This is a genomic window from Novosphingobium sp. FW305-C-111 (assembly GCF_058783565.1).
Map to the genome: position 1 here is coordinate 129,496 of NZ_JBYSYP010000010.1, position 19,273 is coordinate 148,768.

20 protein-coding genes are annotated in these 19,273 nt (G+C 66.4%); 17 read left to right on the top strand and 3 right to left on the bottom strand.

The window, feature by feature from the left end; all coding sequences use genetic code 11:
- Positions 1–14: 14 nt before the first annotated feature.
- A complete protein-coding gene (locus tag AC3WLD_RS12890) occupies positions 15–1,664 on the bottom strand; it encodes a putative bifunctional diguanylate cyclase/phosphodiesterase (RefSeq protein WP_492557370.1) in 1,650 nt (549 codons plus the stop codon).
- 273 nt (positions 1,665–1,937) lie between these two features.
- Between AC3WLD_RS12890 and ffh the strand changes: the two genes are divergently transcribed.
- The 10 genes from ffh to AC3WLD_RS12940 all read left to right on the top strand — a co-directional run bounded on the left by ffh (position 1,938) and on the right by AC3WLD_RS12940 (position 10,215).
- Positions 1,938–3,404 (top strand): signal recognition particle protein, encoded by a 1,467-nt coding sequence (gene ffh, locus AC3WLD_RS12895; protein ID WP_492557407.1) that lies wholly within the window; start codon positions 1,938–1,940, stop codon positions 3,402–3,404.
- Between the two features lie 38 nt (positions 3,405–3,442).
- Positions 3,443–3,922 carry a 30S ribosomal protein S16 gene (gene rpsP / locus AC3WLD_RS12900; protein WP_492557371.1) on the top strand — a complete coding sequence of 160 codons (480 nt, stop codon included), beginning with the start codon at positions 3,443–3,445 and terminating at the stop codon, positions 3,920–3,922.
- 3 nt (positions 3,923–3,925) lie between these two features.
- Positions 3,926–4,414: a ribosome maturation factor RimM gene (gene rimM, locus AC3WLD_RS12905; protein WP_492557372.1), complete on the top strand. Its 489-nt coding sequence runs from the start codon at positions 3,926–3,928 to the stop codon at positions 4,412–4,414.
- A gap of 3 nt (positions 4,415–4,417) precedes the next feature.
- Entirely contained in the window at positions 4,418–4,735 is a 318-nt protein-coding gene (locus AC3WLD_RS12910) for a hypothetical protein (RefSeq protein ID WP_492557373.1), read from the top strand.
- Positions 4,736–4,814: 79 nt separating this feature from the next.
- Complete coding sequence (locus tag AC3WLD_RS12915) at positions 4,815–5,612, top strand: hypothetical protein (protein WP_492557374.1); 798 nt, start codon at positions 4,815–4,817, stop codon at positions 5,610–5,612.
- Positions 5,613–5,651: 39 nt separating this feature from the next.
- Positions 5,652–5,939, top strand: coding sequence for an AbrB/MazE/SpoVT family DNA-binding domain-containing protein (locus AC3WLD_RS12920; RefSeq protein WP_492557375.1), 288 nt, complete (start codon positions 5,652–5,654; stop codon positions 5,937–5,939).
- Complete coding sequence (locus AC3WLD_RS12925; protein ID WP_492557376.1) at positions 5,936–6,313, top strand: type II toxin-antitoxin system VapC family toxin; 378 nt, start codon at positions 5,936–5,938, stop codon at positions 6,311–6,313. The genes AC3WLD_RS12920 and AC3WLD_RS12925 overlap by 4 nt, the downstream gene beginning before the upstream one ends.
- A gap of 334 nt (positions 6,314–6,647) precedes the next feature.
- Entirely contained in the window at positions 6,648–7,481 is an 834-nt protein-coding gene (trmD, locus tag AC3WLD_RS12930) for a tRNA (guanosine(37)-N1)-methyltransferase TrmD (RefSeq protein WP_492557377.1), read from the top strand.
- 6 nt (positions 7,482–7,487) lie between these two features.
- The gene (gene rplS / locus AC3WLD_RS12935; protein WP_492557378.1) at positions 7,488–7,856 is read left to right on the top strand and encodes a 50S ribosomal protein L19; all 369 of its coding nucleotides are present in this window, start codon (positions 7,488–7,490) and stop codon (positions 7,854–7,856) included.
- Positions 7,857–7,962: 106 nt separating this feature from the next.
- Positions 7,963–10,215, top strand: a complete 2,253-nt coding sequence (locus AC3WLD_RS12940) for a S9 family peptidase (RefSeq protein WP_492557379.1) — start codon at positions 7,963–7,965, stop codon at positions 10,213–10,215.
- A 3-nt stretch (positions 10,216–10,218) separates the two neighbouring features.
- Here AC3WLD_RS12940 and AC3WLD_RS12945 read toward each other — a convergent pair whose 3' ends face one another.
- Positions 10,219–10,902, bottom strand: coding sequence for a hypothetical protein (locus AC3WLD_RS12945; RefSeq protein WP_492557380.1), 684 nt, complete (start codon positions 10,900–10,902; stop codon positions 10,219–10,221).
- Positions 10,903–11,074: 172 nt separating this feature from the next.
- Between AC3WLD_RS12945 and AC3WLD_RS12950 the strand changes: the two genes are divergently transcribed.
- The 4 genes from AC3WLD_RS12950 to AC3WLD_RS12965 are packed head-to-tail and all read left to right on the top strand — an operon-like array spanning position 11,075 to position 14,088.
- Entirely contained in the window at positions 11,075–12,100 is a 1,026-nt protein-coding gene (locus tag AC3WLD_RS12950) for an aspartate-semialdehyde dehydrogenase (protein ID WP_492557381.1), read from the top strand.
- 59 nt (positions 12,101–12,159) lie between these two features.
- Complete coding sequence (locus AC3WLD_RS12955; RefSeq protein ID WP_492557382.1) at positions 12,160–12,807, top strand: 2-hydroxychromene-2-carboxylate isomerase; 648 nt, start codon at positions 12,160–12,162, stop codon at positions 12,805–12,807.
- On the top strand, positions 12,804–13,562 hold the full coding sequence (locus AC3WLD_RS12960) for an alpha/beta fold hydrolase (RefSeq protein ID WP_492557383.1): 759 nt from the start codon (positions 12,804–12,806) through the stop codon (positions 13,560–13,562). The genes AC3WLD_RS12955 and AC3WLD_RS12960 overlap by 4 nt, the downstream gene beginning before the upstream one ends.
- Positions 13,563–13,611: 49 nt before the next feature.
- Entirely contained in the window at positions 13,612–14,088 is a 477-nt protein-coding gene (locus tag AC3WLD_RS12965) for a YbjN domain-containing protein (RefSeq protein WP_492557384.1), read from the top strand.
- 149 nt (positions 14,089–14,237) lie between these two features.
- Here AC3WLD_RS12965 and AC3WLD_RS12970 read toward each other — a convergent pair whose 3' ends face one another.
- Positions 14,238–15,674: an AMP nucleosidase gene (locus AC3WLD_RS12970; protein ID WP_492557385.1), complete on the bottom strand. Its 1,437-nt coding sequence runs from the start codon at positions 15,672–15,674 to the stop codon at positions 14,238–14,240.
- Positions 15,675–15,755: 81 nt separating this feature from the next.
- Between AC3WLD_RS12970 and AC3WLD_RS12975 the strand changes: the two genes are divergently transcribed.
- The 3 genes from AC3WLD_RS12975 to serA all read left to right on the top strand — a co-directional run bounded on the left by AC3WLD_RS12975 (position 15,756) and on the right by serA (position 19,206).
- On the top strand, positions 15,756–16,154 hold the full coding sequence (locus tag AC3WLD_RS12975; protein ID WP_492557386.1) for a hypothetical protein: 399 nt from the start codon (positions 15,756–15,758) through the stop codon (positions 16,152–16,154).
- Positions 16,155–16,376: 222 nt separating this feature from the next.
- Positions 16,377–17,507: a phosphoserine transaminase gene (locus AC3WLD_RS12980; protein WP_492557387.1), complete on the top strand. Its 1,131-nt coding sequence runs from the start codon at positions 16,377–16,379 to the stop codon at positions 17,505–17,507.
- 115 nt (positions 17,508–17,622) lie between these two features.
- Positions 17,623–19,206 (top strand): phosphoglycerate dehydrogenase, encoded by a 1,584-nt coding sequence (gene serA, locus AC3WLD_RS12985; protein ID WP_492557388.1) that lies wholly within the window; start codon positions 17,623–17,625, stop codon positions 19,204–19,206.
- Positions 19,207–19,273 lie beyond the last annotated feature (67 nt).

Genomic DNA, 19,273 nt, shown 5'->3' on the forward strand with positions numbered 1-19,273 from the left:
GGAGTGGCGGGAGGTTACTGCGCCTTGCGCAGCGGCAGCGATTCGCCGTCCGGCCCCGCGAGCTGGGCAGGCGCGATCAGGAGGTTCTCCTCCGCCAGCATCGCGCGGACGGTCTCGGCCGATTCCGGGTGGCCGTAGAGATAGCCCTGGCCCTTGAAGTTGCCGTAGCGGCGCAGCGCTTCGAGCACTTGCGGGTTTTCGATGCCCTCGGCGGTAATCGGCAGGTTCATCCCCTCGCCCAGCGAGGAGATCGCCTTGATGATCGTTTCGCTCTCCTTGCTCGAGCCGAGCGTGGAGACGAAGCTGCGGTCGATCTTGATCCGGTCGAACGGCAGCGAGCGCAGCTGGGCGAGGCTGGAATAGCCGGTGCCGAAATCGTCCAGGCTGATCTGCACGCCCTGGTTCTTGAGGCTGGTGACGAGCGAGCGGACCACCCCGATATTCTCGTGCAGGCTGGTCTCGGTGATCTCGATGTCCAGACGGCTGGGCGGAAAGTTCGCCTCGACCAGCAGCTTGAGAATCTTCTGCGCAAACCACGGATCGCGCAGCTGGACCGGCGAGATGTTCACCGACAGGGTCAGGCGCGGGTCCCACTCGCGGGCGTCGCGCAGCGCCTGGCGGATCAGGCTCTCGGAAAGTTCGCCGATCACGCCGATTTCCTCGGCGATCGGGATGAACAATTCGGGGCTGATGACGCCGTGATCGGGCGAGTGCCAGCGGGCGAGCATTTCGAACCCGGTCAGCTCGCCGGTCGCGAGGTCGATCTGCTTTTCGTAATAGGGCACGAACTCGCCGTGGGCGACGCCGACGCGGATGCGCCCTTCGAGCTCGCCGCGGAAACGCAGTTCGCGCTCCATCCCGGGATCGTACCAGAAGTATCGGTTCCGCCCGCGCTTCTTGGCCTGGTACATGGCGATGTCGGCCATGTGGAGCAGCGCGTCGCCGGCATCGGCGATGCCTTCGGGCAGCGCGTCGCTCGCGGCGAGGCCGACCGATGCGGAGGTGTCGAGCTGCAGCCCGGAAAACTCGCAGGGCCGCGAGATCGTCTCGATCAGGCGGCTCGCCAGCTGGTCGATATCGTCGCGGTGTGCAGGATCGAAGGGCACGATGCAGGCGAATTCGTCGCCGCCGATCCGGGCGAGGATCGCGCCCTGGGGGAGCAGCGCGCGGATGCGGCGGGCGGTTTCGACCAGCATGGCATCGCCGGCGGCGTGGCCGTGAACGTCGTTGATCGACTTGAACTTGTCGAGATCGACCATCATCGAGACGACGAGGTGGCCGCGGGATTGTGCTTCGCGCAGGATGTTTCTGCTCGCTTCGCCGGTGCTGCGGCGGTTGAGGCAGTCGGTGAGCGGATCGATCTGGGCGAGGCGGTTGGCGGTCGCTTCGGCCTTGCGCCGTTCGCCCACCTCGTGCGTCAGCTCCCGGTAGCGGCGCCAGCCGAAGATGATCAGCGCGATATTGAGCAGGACGGTAATGCCAAGCAGCCGGTCCGGCTGCGGGCCGTGGCCGAACCACGCGCTGATGGCCCGGCCCAGGACCGCGCTGCCGGTGCCGACGAACAGGAGGATCGCCGCAGTGACGATTCCCAGCGCGACGATGTCGCGTTCCGCCCGTCCGATCGGTTCGGACTTGCGCGCGTCGCCGCCTGCCTGTTTCCCCATGCGTGCCATGCCCCAATCCAGGTTCCTTCGGCCCCGGTCGCCGGCGTTCATGCAGGAATCGTCGTGAAAATTCGGTTAAGCAGTGGTTGCCCGTGCGCCTGCGGACAATGCGGCCTTGCCATTTACCGGCGCGAAGAGTAGGGGCGCGGGCAAGTTCGGGGCGGACTCCGCCCGGAACCGATCGAAAGTCATGCCCTATACGTGGCACGCTGGTCGGCGAGGTTTCGCCCACCGGCGTTTTTCGCGTTACGGGCGAGCGAAGTGGACGTGCGCGTGTTCGACAGTCTTTCAGACCGGCTTGGCGGGGTGTTCGATCGCCTGCGCGGCCGCGGCGCGCTTCGCGAGGAGGACGTCCGCGCGGCGATGCGCGAGGTCCGGATCGCGCTGCTCGAAGCCGACGTCGCGCTCCCGGTGGTCCGCCGCTTCATCGACCGGGTGACCGAGGCCGCGGTCGGCCAGGACGTGCTCCGTTCGGTCACGCCGGGCCAGCAGGTCGTCAAGATCGTCAACGACGCGCTGGTCGATATGCTCGGGCCGGAAACAGCCGAGCTCGATCTTAACGCCGCGCCGCCGGTGGTGATCATGATGGTCGGCCTGCAGGGTTCGGGCAAGACCACCAGCACCGCCAAGATCGGCAAGCTGCTGCGCGAGAAGCAGGGCAAGAAGGTCCTGATGGCGTCGCTCGACGTCAACCGCCCGGCCGCGCAGGAACAGCTCAAGGTGCTCGGCGAACAGGCCGGGGTCGCCACCCTGCCGATCGTGCCGGGCCAGACCCCGGTCGAGATCGCCAACCGCGCGCTCCATTCGGCCAAGCTCCAGGCGGTCGACGTCCTCCTGCTCGACACCGCCGGCCGGCTCCACGTCGACCAGGCGCTGATGGACGAGATGAAGGCGGTCGCCGCCGTCTCGGCACCGAAGGAAACGCTGCTCGTCGTCGATGCCCTGACCGGGCAGGACGCGGTCAACGTCGCGCAGAGCTTCACCGGCGAGGTCAGCCTCACCGGCGTGGTCCTCACCCGCATGGACGGCGATGCCCGCGGCGGCGCGGCGCTGTCGATGCGCGCGGTCACCGGCAAGCCGATCAAGTTCGCGGCCACCGGCGAAAAGCTCGACGCGATCGAGCCGTTCCACCCGGCCCGCGTCGCCAACCGCATCCTCGGCATGGGCGACGTGGTCTCGCTGGTCGAAAAGGCCGCTGCGACGATCGAGGCGGAGGACGCCGAGCGCCTCGCCCAGCGCATGGCCAAGGGTCAGTTCGACATGAACGACCTGCGCATGCAGCTGCGCCAGATGCAGAACATGGGCGGGCTCGGGATGCTCGCGGGCATGATGCCGGGCATGAAGAAGGCCAAGGCGGCGATGGCCAACTCGGGCATGGACGACAAGGTGCTGGTCCACCTCGACGCGATCATCGGCTCGATGACGCCGAAGGAGCGCGCCAGGCCCGAACTGCTGAACGCCAAGCGCAAGATCCGCATTGCCAAGGGTTCCGGCACCCAGGTGCAGGACATCAACAAGCTCATCAAGATGCACCAGGAAATGGGCAAGGCGATGAAGCAGATCAGGAAGATGGGCGGGCTCAAGGGGCTTGCTGCGATGTTCGGCAAGGGCGGCCTCGGCGCGGCCATGCCGGGTCTTGGCGGCGGTGCCGGCCCCGGCGTCGGCGGGGGCGGTCCCTCGCTCCCGGGCCTCGGCGGCGGTTCGCTTCCGCCCAACCTCGGCGATCTTCTCAAGAAGTGATTTTCAGACCTATCCAGATTTGTTGAAAGGTAAGTTCAATGGCAGTTTCCCTTCGTCTTTCGCGCGGCGGTTCCAAAAAGCGCCCGTATTACAAGGTCGTCGTTTCCAACAGCCGCGCCCCGCGCGACGGCAAGTACCTGGAGCAGGTCGGCACCTACAACCCGCTCCTCGCCAAGGATGACGAGAACCGTGTCCGCCTCGTCGAGGATCGCGTCCGCTACTGGCTCGGCGTCGGTGCCCAGCCGACCGACCGCGTTGCCCGCATGCTCGACAAGGCCGGGATCAAGGAACGCGCCCCGACCGTGAACCCGAAGAAGGGCGAGCCCGGCGCCAAGGCCAAGGACCGCGCCGAAGAGCGCGCCGAGAAGGCCCGCGAGGCTGAAGAAGCCGCCGCGGCCGCCGCTCCGGCCGAGGAAGCTCCGGTGGCTGAAGAAGCCAACGAAGCGACCCCGAACACGGACGCCGGCGACGCTGGTGAAGTTTCGGGCGAAAGCGCCCAGGAACCGGCCGAGGGCTGATCCTTGGCGAACGACCGGCCTGTCACCCTCGCCGCCATCATTGGCGCGCACGGAGTGACGGGCGAGGTCCGGCTCAAGCTGTTCGGTGAAGGCGTGGCGGCGCTCAGGCGCTTCCGCGCCTTCAACGATTCCACGCTCACGCTGGACAAGCTCAAGGACGACGGCAAGGGCGGCGCGATCGCGCGGTTCGCCGAAGTCACCGACCGCACCGCCGCCGAACGCCTGCGCGGCACCGCGCTCACCGTCGCGCGCTCGGCGCTTCCGCCGCTGGGCGAGGGCGAATACTACTACGCCGACCTGATCGGACTTCCTGCCGTCTCCACGAGCGGCGAGGACCTTGGCACATGCGTCGCGGTGGAGAACTTCGGCGCGGGCGATGTGGTCGAGATCCAGCGCCCCACCGGCAAGAAGTTCATGGTGCCGATGCGCCCGGAAGCCGTACCCGAATGGGGCGAGCGGCTTGTCATCGAGGCGGCTTACGCACAGGATTGAGCGATGGCGCTCATCTTCGCCGCGGTCTTCCTCCTGTTCCTCCCCGCCGCCATCGCCGCGGGGCTGATGCTGCTGCTCAGGCTGTGGCGCGAGCGGCTTGCCCCGCGCACCCGGATCGCGCTGTCCGCTTTCGGAGCCGGCCTGCTGGCGATGGCCATTCCGCTTTGGGCGGCATCGGGTGCGGAAGACGGCGGCGCGGCGGCGGCGATCCTGTTTGGTGCGGCAGTGATCGCGCTGCTGGTCGGGCTGCCGACCGCCTACATCATGGAGCGCAACTGGACCCGCGAGGAAACGCCGCCGGATCTGGACGCGTTCCGGTAACGCCCGATCCGGACATGCTTTGCTTGGTGCGGATGCCGCGCACGCGATAGCGTGGCGGGCTGAATTGCAGGGGAATAGCATGGGCAAGCCGCAGATCGACCTCGTGACGGTGACGGGCCTCGCTCTGCTGCTGATGCCACTGCTGACGATGGCTCACGAGATCGGGGGGCATGCGGCGATGTGCGCCGCGACCGGCGGGCGACTGGTCGAGGTCGGGGCGTTCTATGTCACCTGCGATAGTCCGACCGATACGGCCCGCCGCCTTGTCGCGGTGGCGGGCATGGCGGTCGATGCCGGCCTTGGCGCGCTGGCGTTCCTCGTCTGGCGCAAGCTGCTCAAAGGGGACCTGGCCCGGCTCGTCGGTTGGTACGTCTGGCTGAGCCTGACCTTCAGCGCGGCTGGATACTTCCTCTTCTCAGGGGTCAGCGGAATCGGCGACCTTGGCCCGGACGGTGACGGCGGGATTGGGCCGTTGCCTTATGCCTGGGTGTGGCGCGTGGTCTTCGCGCTGGGCGGCGTCATGGCCTATTGGCATCTCGTCAAGGTCGGCATGAAGACGCTGAACAGCATGATCGGGCAGGGGCCGGAAACGAAGACCGCCCGCCGCAGGGTGGCCCACGGTTTCTATGCGACGCTGTGCCTGGCCGCGGTGCTGGCCAGCCTGCCCAATCCGATCGGCCTGTTCGTCACCCTCGCCTCCGCTACTGCGGCAAGTTTCGGCGGCAAGGCCGGGCTGATCTCGATCGGTTACGCCACGCACGCTGCGGGCGAGGCGCGAGCGTTCACGGTCGGGCGAGGCTGGCCGCTGTTCGCGGCGGGTCTTGCGGCGAGCCTCGCCTTCGCGGCGGTGCTGGGGCCGACCTTGCGGTTCCCTTGAGCGCGCTGTATATACAGGCTGTATATACAGGAGGCCCCGATGGGCAAGGAGTACCGGGCCAAGGTGTTCAAGTCGGGCAATTCGCTCGCGCTGCGCCTGCCCAAGGAACTGGGCCTGACGGAAGGTTCGACCATGGTCCTGCGCGAAGACCGCGCCGGGTTCCACGTCGAACCGGAAAACGCGCCGCGGCGGAAGATCGACATCAGCGGGTTCGCCGGCAAGGCGCCGGGACTGAAGCCTCTGCCCCCCGAACTGAAGGAGTTCGAAGAGCGGCCCAGCACGATCGCCGCACGTGAAGCAGCGCGCAAGGCGGCTGGCGAGGCGTGATCCGCTACCTTATCGATGCGGACTCGGCGATTTACGCGATGAGCGACGCCGCCTCGCCGGTAAACGCGCGGATCGCTGATTGCGAGCCGGGCGATATTGCGATCTCGGCCATCAGCTTCTCGGAAATCGCGCTGGGCGTCCAACTGCAGAAGCCACCGCCGCCGGATGTGCTGGAGGCTTTCGTGACGGCGATACCGATCCTTCCCTTTGATGAGCCCGCAGCGCGCGCCTATGCGAGACTGCCATTCAAACGCGCCCGCTTCGACCGCCTGCTCGCCGCCCATGCGCTGAGCATCGGGGCGACGGTGGTGACGAACAACGAGGCGGATTTCGCGGATATGCCGGGGTTGGTGGTTGAGAACTGGACATGCTGACAGCGGACTGGCTGATCCTTGCAGCTATCTTACTATTTCCTATCGGTCCCGGATGGGTCGCCGGTCGTCTTCGGCCCAACTGGTCTCGGGGCCGAGCTGCACTGACTGCATGCTTGCCAATTCCTTTGGTTGTTTCCGTATTCGGCTTGTTTGCAACTCTAGGTTCATCCTCGGGACCATGCAATGTCGACTCATGCGGGATGGCGTTGGCGGGTGGGGTCATGCTGATCGGTCTGAGCTTTCTCGCAATGGTGATTGGGTTGCCAGTCGCAGTTTTTGGTGTCGCAATTGGTCGACGGAATCTGCCTCCTCCTGCTGACTGTGGTGTTCAGCGATGACCTTCAAGGCCACCGTCCTCACCCTCTACCCGGAGATGTTCCCCGGTCCGCTCGGCGTCAGCCTGGCCGGGCGGGCGCTGGTGGAGGGGACGTGGGCGCTCGATGCGGTGCAGATCCGCGATTTTGCCGCGGACAAGCACCGGACCGTGGACGATACCCCGGCCGGCGGCGGGGCTGGGATGGTGCTGCGGGTCGATGTGCTGGCGAAGGCGGTGGACTTTGCGCGGGGTGCTCCCCACCCCTTCAGGGGAGGGGCCGGGGGTGGGGACTCTCCGGCAGGCGCGGCGTTCGCGGAGACGCCCCACCCCAACCCCTCCCCTCAAGGGGAGGTGCTCAGGCGCCCCGTCATCGCGCTCACCCCCCGCGGCAAGCCGCTTACCCAGGCGCGCGTGCGCGAGCTGGCGGCCGGTCCCGGTGTCATCCTGCTGTGCGGGCGGTTCGAGGGTTTCGACGAACGGATCTTCGAAGGCCGTGATGTCGAGGAAGTCTCGGTCGGCGACATCGTCCTGTCGGGCGGAGAGCCGGCGGCGTTGATGCTGCTCGACGCTTGCATTCGCCTGCTTCCCGGCGTAATGGGCGCCGCTTCGAGCGGGACCGAGGAGTCGTTCGAGAACGGCCTCCTCGAATACCCGCACTACACCCGACCCCAGGAATGGGAAGGGCGCACGATCCCTGAAGTGCTGCGATCGGGGGATCATGCGAAGATCGCGGCGTGGCGAAAGCTGCAGTCCGAGATCGATACACGGTTACGCAGGCCGGATCTTTGGGAGCGCCATGAGGGCGCTCGGGTCCAGTCTGCCTCTGGCGCGCGGCGTGAAAAGAAGGACTGAGGACCAGTGAACCTGATCCAGCAGATCGAGGCCGAGGAAATTGCCAAGGCCGCCAAGGACATTCCGGACTTCCGCCCGGGCGACACCCTTCGCGTCGGCGTGAAGGTCGTCGAAGGCGACCGCACCCGCGTGCAGAACTACGAAGGCGTGTGCATCGCCCGCGCCAACAAGGGCTTCGGCTCGAACTTCACCGTTCGCAAGATGAGCTTCGGCGAGGGCGTGGAACGCGTCTTCCCGCTGTACTCGCCGAACATCGAGAGCATCACCGTGGTCCGCCGCGGCGTCGTGCGCCGTGCCAAGCTGTACTACCTGCGTGGCCGCACCGGCAAGCGCGCCCGCATCGCCGAGCGCAAGGTGGTCCGCACCGAGGGCTGATCGCCGAAAAGGCGGTTGGTTTCAGGCGAAACCGGCTTTAAGGAAAGGCGTCCCGGCACACCCGCCGGGGCGCCTTTTTCTTTTGTCCGGGATTCGCCAAGAACCGATGCGCCCATTCCTGCTTGCCGCCGCCGCATTGGCCGCGCTTTCCACCGTTCCCGCTTTCGCCCAGGATGGCAGCATGACCGAAGCCCCCTCACCGCAGGGCGAGACGAAGCTCACTTTCGAGCGCGTCTTTGCCAGCCCCAGCCTCAACGGCCCCGCGCCGCGCAGCGTCAAGCTTTCGCCCGACGGGCGCTGGATCGCGCTGCTCAGGAACCGCGCCGACGACCGCGAGCGCTATGACCTGTGGGGCTTCGACCGGACCAGCGGGCAGTGGACCATGCTAGTGGACAGCCTCAAGCTCGGCTCGGGCAAGGAACTGTCCGAGGCGGAGAAGATGCAGCGCGAGCGCCAGCGGATCGGCGACCTCAAGGGCATCGTGACCTATGACTGGTCGGCCGACGCGAAGTCGATCCTCGTGCCGATCGACGGCGACCTGTTCCTCGCCGGGATCGACGGCAAGGTCAGCCGCCTCACCGAAACCAGCGAGGGCGAACTCAACCCCAAGCTGAGCCCCAAGGGCGGCTACGTCTCGTTCGTGCGCGACAACCGCCTGTGGACCGGACCGGTCGGCGGCGCGGCGGCGCAGCCGGTGACTCCGGCGGAGACCTCCGACACCGTCCACTGGGGCGAGGCCGAGTTCGTCGCGCAGGAGGAAATGGCGCGGATGACCGGCTACTGGTGGTCGCCAGCCGACGACCGGATCGCGGTCGAACGCTTCGACGAGGCGCAGGTCGGCGTCGTTACCCGCACCGCGATCGGCGCGGAGGACACCAAGACCTTCCAGCAGCGCTACCCCGCCGCCGGCACGCCGAACGCCGCCGTGCAGCTGTTCGTGATGAAGCCCGACGGGTCAGGGCGGGTCGAGGTCGACCTCGGCGCCGACAAGGACATCTACCTCGCCCGGGTCGACTGGGCGCCCGATGGCAAGACGCTCTACGTCCAGCGCCAGAACCGCGCCCAGACCGTGCTCGACATGCTCAGCGTCGATCCGGCCACCGGCAAGAGCCGCGTGCTGTTCACCGAAAAAGCCGCGGCAAAGCACTGGATCGACCTCACCGACAATTACCGCTTCCTCAAGGACGGCAGCCTGATCTGGTGGTCGCAGCGCGACGGCTTCGGCCATCTCTACCGCTTCAAGGGCGGCAGGTGGCAGCAGCTGACCAAAGGCAAGTGGGTCGTCACCGGGCTCGCCGGGGTCGATGAAGAGGCGGGCCGCGTCTACTTCACCGGCAACCGCGACGACGTGCTTGCGCAGCAGGTCTATGCGCTCGACCTCAAGGCACCGGGCAGGCTCACGCAGCTGACCGAAGCCGGCTGGTGGAACACCGCGAGCATGGACAAGGCCGGCAAGACGCTGGTCATCGGCCGCTCGTCGCCGACCCAGCCTTCGCAGAGCTACATCGCCGACACCGCCGGCAAGCGCCTTGCGTGGGTCGAGGAGAACAAGCTCGACGCATCGCATCCTTATGCGCCCTACCTCGCCAGTCACCGCGAGACGACCTTCGGGACGATCCCGGCGGCGGACGGCACCCCGCTCCACTGGATGATGATCACGCCGCCGCTCGAGCCCGGCAAGCGTTACCCGGTGTTCTTCGGTCACTACGGCGGGCCGACCAGCCAGGTCGTGTCGAAGGCGTGGCAGGGTACGCTGCCGCAGGCGATCGTCGACAAGGGCTTCATCTATTTCGAGATCGACAATCGCGGCTCTGAAAATCGCGGCGTGGCGTTTGCTTCGACGCTGTACCGGGCGATGGGCGCGGTCGAGGTGGAGGACCAGCTCGCCGGGGCAAACTGGCTCAAGCAGCAGAGCTATGTCGATCCCGCCAAGATCGCCACCTTCGGCTGGTCATACGGCGGCTACATGTCGATCAAGATGCTCGAGGCGAACCCCGGCGCCTATGCCGCGGCGATCGCCGTCGCACCGGTGACCAAGTGGGAGCTTTACGACACCCACTACACCGAACGCTATCTCGGCAATCCGAAGACCGAGCCCGATGTCTACGCGAAGTCCAACGCGCTCGCCGACACCGCCAAGATTTCCGACCCGCTGCTGATCATCCACGGCATGGCCGACGACAACGTGGTGTTCGAAAACTCGAGCGCGATCATCGCCAAGCTCCAGGGCGAGGCGGTGCCGTTCGAGATGATGCTCTATCCCGGGTACACCCACCGGATCTCGGGACCTAAGGTGAGCCAGCACCTGTACGAGACGATGTTCCGGTTCCTGGAGCGGCATGGGGTGACGGCGCCGTGAGAATCAGAATCCCAGTATTCTAAGTGGGCCTGAGAAAATCGACTTTGCTACGGCTTCCATGATTATCTTCTGGGTGGCGTTGGCTGCGTCCCTCAGGAGGGGCTTAAACCTCTCTTCGATACCGTTAACAGCATCGTCGATCGTCTTGCCCATTTCATCTATCTCGCCCGTGGGTCGACCCCAAGACAGCGAGTTCATGAGCTTTTTCCGAAATTCTTGGTTGTCCCCGAAGCCCTCAGCATATGCTAGCGCATCTACTCGGATGATATGAACCTGATGCAAAATAGTTTCGATCTTTTCTGAAATTTCAGCGCCAAAATGGACGTATGCCGAGTGCTTGAGGGCTTCTAAGTCCGACCATGTGGAGTGGCATCTATTTATCCTATCCAATGAAACTTGGGCGCTCTCCATTCGTCGCCACTCTGCATCACTGAAACTAGATTTGGCGAGGCCGTTGGCTTCTAGAGTTTTGCCAGCTTCATGTAACTCGGAACCATCCTTCCACGGTGAGCGAACTGAGTTAATCTCCTGCTTGGCTTTCACTGCCGCAGTGAATATCCGATCTGCTAGATCCATGTGACGCTGGAGCATTTGCTGCCGCCGCCAAGAGCGCAGCGTTCCGCCTCCGATAGCAGCTGCGATGATCACTGCAATCGCGCCAATTAGTGTGCCGATCCCTTGGATCATTGTCCCAGTGGCTGCCCAGTCTATCGGTGCGGATTTCGAATTGAGCATGTGCTACTACCCTGTCTGTTGCATCAGATGCTTACCAAGGGTTCTGGTCCAAGCCCGCATGGTTGCCAACCCTACCCCCACCCCCTAAGCGGACCCCTCGCCTTCCCCCACGCGGAGCATGAACATGGGTTACCGGGTCGTCGTCGTCGGAGCCACCGGCAATGTCGGGCGCGAAATGCTGAACATCCTCGCCGAGCGGGAATTCCCGGTCGACGAGATCGCGGCCTGTGCCTCCGCCGCCAGCACCGGCACCGAGATCGAGTACGGCGATACCGGCCGGATGATCAAGGTGAAGAACCTCGAGCATTTCGACTTCACCGGCTGGGACATTGCGCTGTTCGCCGCCGGGTCTGGCCCGACCGCGATCCATGCGCCGCGTGCCGCTTCGCAGGGCTGCGTGGTGATCGACAATTCGTCGCTCTACCGCATGGACCCCGACGTGCCGCTGATCGTGCCCGAGGTGAACCCGGATGCTATCGACGGTTACAAGGCGAAGAACATCATCGCCAATCCCAACTGCTCGACCGCGCAGATGGTCGTGGCGCTGAAGCCGCTTCACGATCACGCCAGGATCAAGCGGGTGGTCGTGGCGACGTACCAGTCGGTCTCCGGCGCGGGCAAGCAGGGCATGGACGAACTGTTCGAGCAGAGCCGCGCGGTCTTCGTCGGCGATCCGCTCGAGCCGAAGAAGTTCACCAAGCAGATCGCCTTCAACGTGATCCCGCACATCGACAGCTTCCTCGACGACGGGTTCACCAAGGAAGAGTGGAAGATGGTCGTCGAGACCAAGAAAATCCTCGATCCCAAGGTCAAGGTCGTCGCGACCTGTGTCCGCGTGCCGGTGTTCGTCGGCCATTCGGAGGCCATCAACCTCGAGTTCGAGAACGAGATTTCCGCGACCGAGGCGCAGGACATCCTGCGCGAGGCGCCCGGCGTCATGCTGATCGACAAGCGCGAGGACGGCGGATACGTCACCCCGGTCGAATGCGTCGGCGACGGCGCGACCTATGTCAGCCGCGTGCGCGAGGACCCGACGGTCGACAACGGCCTCGCGCTGTGGTGCGTTGCCGACAACCTGCGCAAGGGCGCGGCGCTCAACGCGGTGCAGATCGCGGAGCTGCTCGGGCGGCGGCACCTGAAGAAGGGGTGATTGCCCCCGCCGGAAACGCAGCTAGGATCGGCGGCGCAACGGGAGAGAACCACAGCGCCATGACCCTCACCGCCGATGTCTTCTGGTCGTTCCGCAGTCCCTACAGCTATCTCGCGATCCACCAGTATCGCGCGCTGGCGGCGGAGTGGGACCTGGCGGTCAACCTGCGCCCGGTCTATCCGCTGGCGATCCGCGAGCCGGATTTCTTCGAGCGCAACCATCCCAACTGGTTCCGCTACCTGCTGACCGACGTGCCGCGCCTCGCGCAGTACCATGGCATCCCGTTCGCGCCGCCGCGGCCCGATCCGATCGTCCAGAACATCATGACGCGGAAAATCGCAGACGAGCAACCTTACATCTATCGCCTCACCCGGCTCGGCCAGGCGGCAGCGCGGCGGGGGCGGAGCCTCGAGTTGGCGGACGAGGTGTCGAAGCTGATCTGGGGCGGCACGACCGGCTGGAACGAGAGCGATCACATCGCCCAGGCGATCGCCCGCGCCGGTCTCGATGCCGCCGAGCTGGAGGCGGAGGTCGCCGCCGAGCCGGATAGCCTCGACGCCGAGATTGCCGCCAACCAGGCCGCGCTCGAAGCCAGCGGGCACTGGGGCGTGCCGACGCTGGTGTTCGACGGTGAGCCGTTCTTCGGCCAGGACCGCATCGAACTGGCGCGGTGGCGGATGGAGCAGAAGGGGTTGCAGCGGCGATGAGCCACGACGTCACCACCGAATTCTTTGCGGGCGAGGGCGGGACGCGGCTGGCGCTGCACCGGATGGGCGAGGGCCGCCCGGTGGTCATGCTCCACGGGCTGTTCTCGTCGGCCGAGGTCAACTGGATCAAGTTCGGCACGGCGGCGCAGCTGGCAGATGCCGGGTTCGAATGCCTTATGCCCGACCTGCGCGTCCACGGGCAGAGCGCGGCGCCGCACGATGCGGGCGCCTATCCGCCGGACGTGCTGGTCCGCGATGCGATGGCGCTGGTCGATGCGCTGGGGCTCCACGACTACGACCTCGTCGGCTTCTCGCTGGGCGCGCGGACGGCGGCGCGGAGCGTGCTGGCGGGGCTGAGGCCGCGGCGGCTGGTGCTCGCCGGCATGGGTCTGGAAGGGCTCGCCGGGTGGACGGGGCGGCGCGATTTCTTCTTCGACGTGATCGACCGCTTCGACACGATCAAGCACGGCGACCACGCGTTCGCGGCCCGTTCTTTCCTCAAGACCATGGGGGTGGACCGGGTCGCGGCGCGGCTGCTGCTCGGCACGATGGAGGATACCGCACCCGCCGAACTGGCGGGCATCACCATGCCGACGCTGGTTCTGTGCGGGGCGCAGGACGACGACAACGGCTCGGCCGACAACCTCGTCGCGGCGCTGCCCGATGCGGTGCGGGCGACGATCCCGGGTTCGCACATGACCTCTGTGACGCAGAAGGAGATGGGCGCGGAGCTGGTGCGGTTCCTGTTGCAGTGACACCCCGGCGCGTGGCACCACGTCCGCTCAACTGACGGGAATCGTTGCCATGCTCCGCCGCCTGCTGCTTGCCGCCGCCCTGCTGATCCCGACCGCCGCGAATGCCGCGACCGTTTCCGCGAAGGACCCGGTCAGCGTGATCAAGGCGCTCGTCGCCGGCGGGCACCAGGCCGAGCTGGTCAAGGACGACTTCGGCGATCCGCAGATCAACGCCGAGATTGCCGGGTGGAAGGCGATCATCCTGTTCTACGACTGCGGCGACACCCACGACAAATGCCGCTCGCTCCAGTTCCGCTCGAGCTTTGACGCGCCGGTCGGGATGCTTCCGGAAGGGGCGATCGCGTTCATGCGCTCGAACCGCTTTGCCGGGGTGGTGCTCGACCAGAACAAGGACCCGCGCCTCCAGTTCGACCTCGTCACCGGCGACGGCATCGACGCCGCGGTGTTCGGCGAGGCGGTGGACGGCTTCGGCTCGGCGCTCGCGGCGATGGGCAAGGTGGTGTTTCCGGAGCGGGCGGACCAATAGTCCACGCGTCCCCGCCCTTCGGCTGGCCGGCAGGCCGGCCGCTCAGGATAAACTTCCGGCCAGAGGCCGGAAGGCGGGGACCTCCATCGCTCTGACGGACCGTTTGCGGCACGAGGTCCCCGCCTGCGCGGGGAAGCCGGGGTATTGCATCACCGGAACGGCGGCTCGTTGAACGCCCTGAGCTTGCGCGAATGCAGCCGCGCGCCTTCGGCCCGCAGCAGCTCGCAGGCGGTGGTGCCGATGGCGAGGTGCGCGCCGATCGCTTCCTCGTAGAACCGGTTGGCCTGCCCCGGCAGCTTGATCTCGCCGTGGAGCGGCTTGTCCGACACGCACAGCAGCGTCCCGTAGGGCACGCGGAAGCGATAGCCCTGCGCGGCGATGGTCGCGGACTCCATGTCGATCCCGACCGCGCGGGACAGCGACAGGCGGCGCGCCGAATGGGTGTAGCGCAGCTCCCAGTTGCGGTCGTCGGTGGTGACGACGGTGCCGGTCCGCATCCGCCGCTTGAGGTCGGCGCTGCCTTCGCCGGACACCAGCTCGGCCGCTTTCTGCAGCGCGACCTGGACTTCGGCGATGGCCGGGATGGGAATCTCGGGCGGCAGGACCGGATCGAGCACGTGATCGTCGCGCAGGTAGGCGTGGGCGAGCACATAGTCGCCGATCTTCTGGGTGGGGCGAAGGCCGCCGCAGTGGCCGATCATCAGCCACGCCTCGGGTCGCAGCACGGCGAGGTGGTCGCAGGCGGTCTTGGCGTTGGCCGGGCCGACCCCGATGTTGACCAGCGTCACGCCGGCGCGGTCCTTCGCCTTGAGGTGGTAGGCCGGCATCTGGTGCCGCCGCCATGCCGTGTCGGAGAGTCGCAGCCGCGCGTTCTCGGTCGGCGCGTCGAGATGGAGCCCGCCCGCGCCCGACAGCGCGAGGTAGTCGCCGCGCCCCAGCTGCAGGCCGGCCCAGTCGACGAACTCGTCGACATAGCGATGGTAGTTGGTGAACAGGATGTATTTCTGGAAATCGGCCGGGTTGGTCCCGGTGTAGTGAGCGAGGCGCGCCAGGCTGAAGTCGGTGCGGAGCCCGTCGAACAGCGACAGGGGCAGCGGGCCGGAGCCGGGATCGAACTCGGCGTCGGCGATCTCGTCACCGATCATCGCCAGCTCGGTGGTGGGGAAATGCCGCGCCAGCTCTTGCGGGGAGACCGCCGCGATCGACGCGCCATACGCCCCGTCGAGGACATAGGGGAAGGGCATCTCCTGGTCGGATTTGCCGACCTCGAAGCGCACTTCATAGTCCTGCGCGATCAGCGCCAGCTGTTCGGACAGGTAGTCGCGGAACAGCGCCGGACGGGTCACCGTGGTCGCATAGACCCCGCTGGCATTGAGCCGGCCATAGGCGCGCGGCGGCATCTCGGGATGGGCGTGGCCCTCGTAGACGACCCGGAGTTCGGGATAGCACCAGCTCCGCTCGCGCCGCCGCTCGGGCGGGGGGAGGGTGCCGTCGGTGGCGAAGGCGGCGATGTCGGCGCGCAAGGCGGCGACGGCGGCGTCGTAGATCGTCTCGATCTGCCGGAGGATGGTTTCAACGGTTTCCATCGCGGAGCGATAGCGCGGGATGGTTACGGGGGGAAGACGGGGCGAATTGCCGACTACGCTGGCAAGCGCTAGGTCTGCTGGATGACCACTCAGGCCGGATGGACCATCGAGGAACACTTCGCCGCTGGCTGCCTTGCGGTCGAGAAGATCGCCAACACCGAGGTCGGCACGACGCCTCAATCGGTTTGCCATCATTTCGACGAGCTCGACCCAATCGATCTGATGACCGTAAATCGGACCCTTCATTTTGCGCACCTTGAACCGGAATTCGCGGCAGCGGGAACCGAGTTCTTGCCGGATCGCCTAGAGGCATGGGAGACGGTGCGGCCCGATCTGATGTGGATGGGCAAAAGAGTTCCGCAGATGGTCCAAATCGCAAAGAACTTCCGCCTTGAATATCGGGGCTGGAGTTGGGAGCCCCGAGGTGTGCACCCCGTCTCGGCGACCGACATTGAGATCATCGACAATCGAAGCCCCTAGGCTCCTCTCTTTCGTCATCCTGGGCTTGACCCGGGATCCCGCTTTTCTTTCGGCCGCTGCCATGAGCGGGACCCCGGATCAAGTCCGGGGTGACGGCGTATGGGGAAGCGGTGGCCGGGGGCAGGGAGCATCCCCGCTTGACACCCCCGCCAATCTCTCTAGGGCGGCCAGCGGGCCACGCGGTCCCAACGCCGCGCGAGCTCTCTGCAAGGAGAGTCAGAAATGACTGATACAGTGATGCCGGCGCGCAAGCCTGCGCGGCCGTTCTTTTCTTCCGGTCCCTGCGCCAAGCCGCCCGGATATTCCCCCAGCAAACTCGCCACCGAATCGCTCGGCCGCTCGCACCGCGCCAAGATCGGCAAGTCGCGCCTCGCCTACGCCATCGACCTGATGCGCGAAGTGCTGCAGCTGCCCGACACGCACCGCATCGGCATCGTGCCGGGGTCGGATACCGGTGCGTTCGAGATGGCGATGTGGACGATGCTGGGCGCACGCCCCGTCACCACGCTGGCGTGGGAATCGTTCGGCGAGGGCTGGGTGACCGACGCCGCCAAGCAGCTCAAGCTCGACCCCACCGTGATCCGCGCCGACTATGGCCAGATCCCCGATCTCGGCTCGGTCGACTGGGGCAGCGACGTGCTGTTCACCTGGAACGGCACGACCTCGGGCGTGCGCGTCCCCAATGCGGACTGGATCCCCGCCGACCGCGAGGGCCTGTCGTTCGCCGACGCCACTTCGGCGGTTTTCGCCTATGACATCGACTGGTCGAAGATCGACGTCGCCACCTTCTCCTGGCAGAAGGTGCTGGGCGGCGAGGGCGGCCACGGCGTGCTGATCCTCGGCCCCCGCGCCGTCGAACGCCTCGAAACCTACACCCCTGCCTGGCCGCTGCCGAAGGTTTTCCGCCTCATGGCCAAGGGCAAGCTCGCCGAGGGCGTGTTCAAGGGCGAGACGATCAACACACCGTCGATGCTGGCGGTCGAAGACGCGATCTTCGCGCTCGAATGGGCCAAGGGCCTCGGCGGGCTGAAGGGTCTGCAGGCGCGCAGCGACGCCAATGCGGCGGCGCTCGACAAGATCGTGGCGGAGCGTTCGTGGCTGTCGCACCTCTGTGCCGATCCGGCGACGCGGTCGAAGACCTCGGTGTGCCTCTCGGTCGAGGGTGCGGACGAAGCCATGATCAAGGCCTTCGCCGGCGCGCTCGAAAAGGAAGGCGCGGCCTACGACATCGCCGGATACCGCGATGCTCCTCCGGGCCTGCGCATCTGGTGCGGCGCGACGGTCGACACGGCTGACATCGTCGATCTCGGCCCGTGGCTCGACTGGGCCTACGCGACCGTGAAGGCGACCTGACCTTCTTCTGATGATGCGCCCCCGCGAAGGCGGGGGCCTCCTTCCGCGACACGGAACGAACCCTAACAACATCGAGGTCCCCGCCTTCGCGGGGACTCACGGATTGGATCGAAACATGACCAAGCCCAAAGTCCTCATTTCCGACAAGATGGACCCCAACGCCGCCCGCATCTTCACCGAGATGGGCTGCGACGTCGACGTGATTACCGGCGAAACGCCGGACGAGCTCAAGGCCCGCATCGGCCAGTACGACGGCCTTGCCATCCGTTCGTCGACCAAGGTGACCAAGGAGATCCTCGAAGCGGCGACCAACCTCAAGGTCATCGGCCGCGCCGGGATCGGCGTCGACAATGTCGACATCCCCGCCGCCTCGGCGCGCGGCGTCGTGGTGATGAACACGCCGTTCGGCAACTCGATCACCACCGCCGAGCACGCCATCGCCCTGATGTTCGCGCTCGCCCGCCAGATCCCCGAAGCCAACGCCCAGACCCAGCAGGGCCTGTGGCCGAAGAACGGCTTCATGGGCGTCGAGGTCACCGGCAAGACGCTCGGCCTGATTGGCGCGGGCAACATCGGCTCAATCGTCGCCAGCCGCGCGCTCGGCCTCAGGATGAAGGTCGTTGCGTTCGACCCGTTCCTCACCCCGGAACGCGCCGTGGAAATGGGCGTGGAGAAGGCCGACCTCGACACGCTGCTGGCCAAGGCGGACTTCATCACGCTGCACACCCCGCTGACCGACCAGACCCGCAACATCCTCTCGGCCGAAAACCTCGCCAAGACCAAGAAGGGCGTGCGCATCGTCAACTGCGCGCGCGGCGGGCTGATCGACGAGAAGGCGCTCAAGGCGGCGATGGATTCGGGCCACGTCGCGGGTGCCGCGCTCGACGTGTTCGAGACCGAGCCGGCCAAGGAATCGCCGCTGTTCGGCACGCCGAACTTCATCTGCACCCCGCACCTCGGTGCCTCGACCAACGAAGCGCAGGTCAACGTCGCGCTGCAGGTGGCCGAGCAGATGGCCGACTACCTGGTCAACGGCGGCGTCACCAACGCGCTCAACATGCCGAGCCTGTCGGCCGAGGAAGCGCCGAAGCTGAAGCCGTACATGGCGCTGGCCGAAAACCTCGGCAGCCTGGTCGGCCAGCTGGCGCACGACAACCTCACCAAGATCTCGATCGAGGTCGAGGGCGCGGCGGCGCAGCTCAACATCAAGCCGATCAGCGCCGCGGTTCTGGCCGGCCTGATGCGCCAGTATTCGGACACCGTGAACATGGTCAACGCGCCGTTCCTCGCCAAGGAGCGCGGGCTCGACGTGCGCGAGGTGCGCCATGACCGCGAAGGCGAATACCGCACGCTGGTGCGCGTCACCGTCTCGACCAGCCAGGGCGAGCGTTCGGTTGCCGGCACGCTGTTCGGCAACGCCGCGCCGCGCCTTGTCGAGATCTTCGGCATCGGCATCGAGGCCGACCTCGCCGGCGACATGCTCTACATCGTCAACTCCGACGCGCCGGGCTTCATCGGTTCGATCGGGACGCTGCTGGGCAAGGCCGGGATCAACATCGGCACCTTCCACCTCGGTCGCCGCGAAGCGGGCGGGGAAGCGGTGCTGCTGCTCTCGGTCGACAGCCCGGTCAGCCAGGACGTCCTCAAGCAGGCCTGCGACCTGCAGGGCGTGCGGATCGTCAAGGCCCTGAAGTTCTGACGAGGTACGGCTTGCCAAATCTCGTCATCCCCGCGAAGGCGGGGATCCAACTCCTGCGCACGCAAAC

Excerpts from the sequence above, each read along its gene's own strand:
- AC3WLD_RS12890 (WP_492557370.1), bottom strand. The coding sequence starts at position 1,664 with ATGGGGAAACAGGCAGGCGGCGACGCGCGCAAGTCCGAACCGATCGGA.
- rpsP (WP_492557371.1), top strand. The coding sequence starts at position 3,443 with ATGGCAGTTTCCCTTCGTCTTTCGCGCGGCGGTTCCAAAAAGCGCCCG.
- AC3WLD_RS12910 (WP_492557373.1), top strand. The coding sequence starts at position 4,418 with ATGGCGCTCATCTTCGCCGCGGTCTTCCTCCTGTTCCTCCCCGCCGCC.
- AC3WLD_RS12915 (WP_492557374.1), top strand. The coding sequence starts at position 4,815 with ATGGGCAAGCCGCAGATCGACCTCGTGACGGTGACGGGCCTCGCTCTG.
- AC3WLD_RS12920 (WP_492557375.1), top strand. The coding sequence starts at position 5,652 with ATGGGCAAGGAGTACCGGGCCAAGGTGTTCAAGTCGGGCAATTCGCTC.
- trmD (WP_492557377.1), top strand. The coding sequence starts at position 6,648 with ATGACCTTCAAGGCCACCGTCCTCACCCTCTACCCGGAGATGTTCCCC.
- AC3WLD_RS12940 (WP_492557379.1), top strand. The coding sequence starts at position 7,963 with ATGCGCCCATTCCTGCTTGCCGCCGCCGCATTGGCCGCGCTTTCCACC.
- AC3WLD_RS12945 (WP_492557380.1), bottom strand. The coding sequence starts at position 10,902 with ATGATCCAAGGGATCGGCACACTAATTGGCGCGATTGCAGTGATCATC.
- AC3WLD_RS12950 (WP_492557381.1), top strand. The coding sequence starts at position 11,075 with ATGGGTTACCGGGTCGTCGTCGTCGGAGCCACCGGCAATGTCGGGCGC.
- AC3WLD_RS12955 (WP_492557382.1), top strand. The coding sequence starts at position 12,160 with ATGACCCTCACCGCCGATGTCTTCTGGTCGTTCCGCAGTCCCTACAGC.
- AC3WLD_RS12960 (WP_492557383.1), top strand. The coding sequence starts at position 12,804 with ATGAGCCACGACGTCACCACCGAATTCTTTGCGGGCGAGGGCGGGACG.
- AC3WLD_RS12965 (WP_492557384.1), top strand. The coding sequence starts at position 13,612 with ATGCTCCGCCGCCTGCTGCTTGCCGCCGCCCTGCTGATCCCGACCGCC.
- AC3WLD_RS12970 (WP_492557385.1), bottom strand. The coding sequence starts at position 15,674 with ATGGAAACCGTTGAAACCATCCTCCGGCAGATCGAGACGATCTACGAC.
- AC3WLD_RS12975 (WP_492557386.1), top strand. The coding sequence starts at position 15,756 with ATGACCACTCAGGCCGGATGGACCATCGAGGAACACTTCGCCGCTGGC.
- AC3WLD_RS12980 (WP_492557387.1), top strand. The coding sequence starts at position 16,377 with ATGACTGATACAGTGATGCCGGCGCGCAAGCCTGCGCGGCCGTTCTTT.
- serA (WP_492557388.1), top strand. The coding sequence starts at position 17,623 with ATGACCAAGCCCAAAGTCCTCATTTCCGACAAGATGGACCCCAACGCC.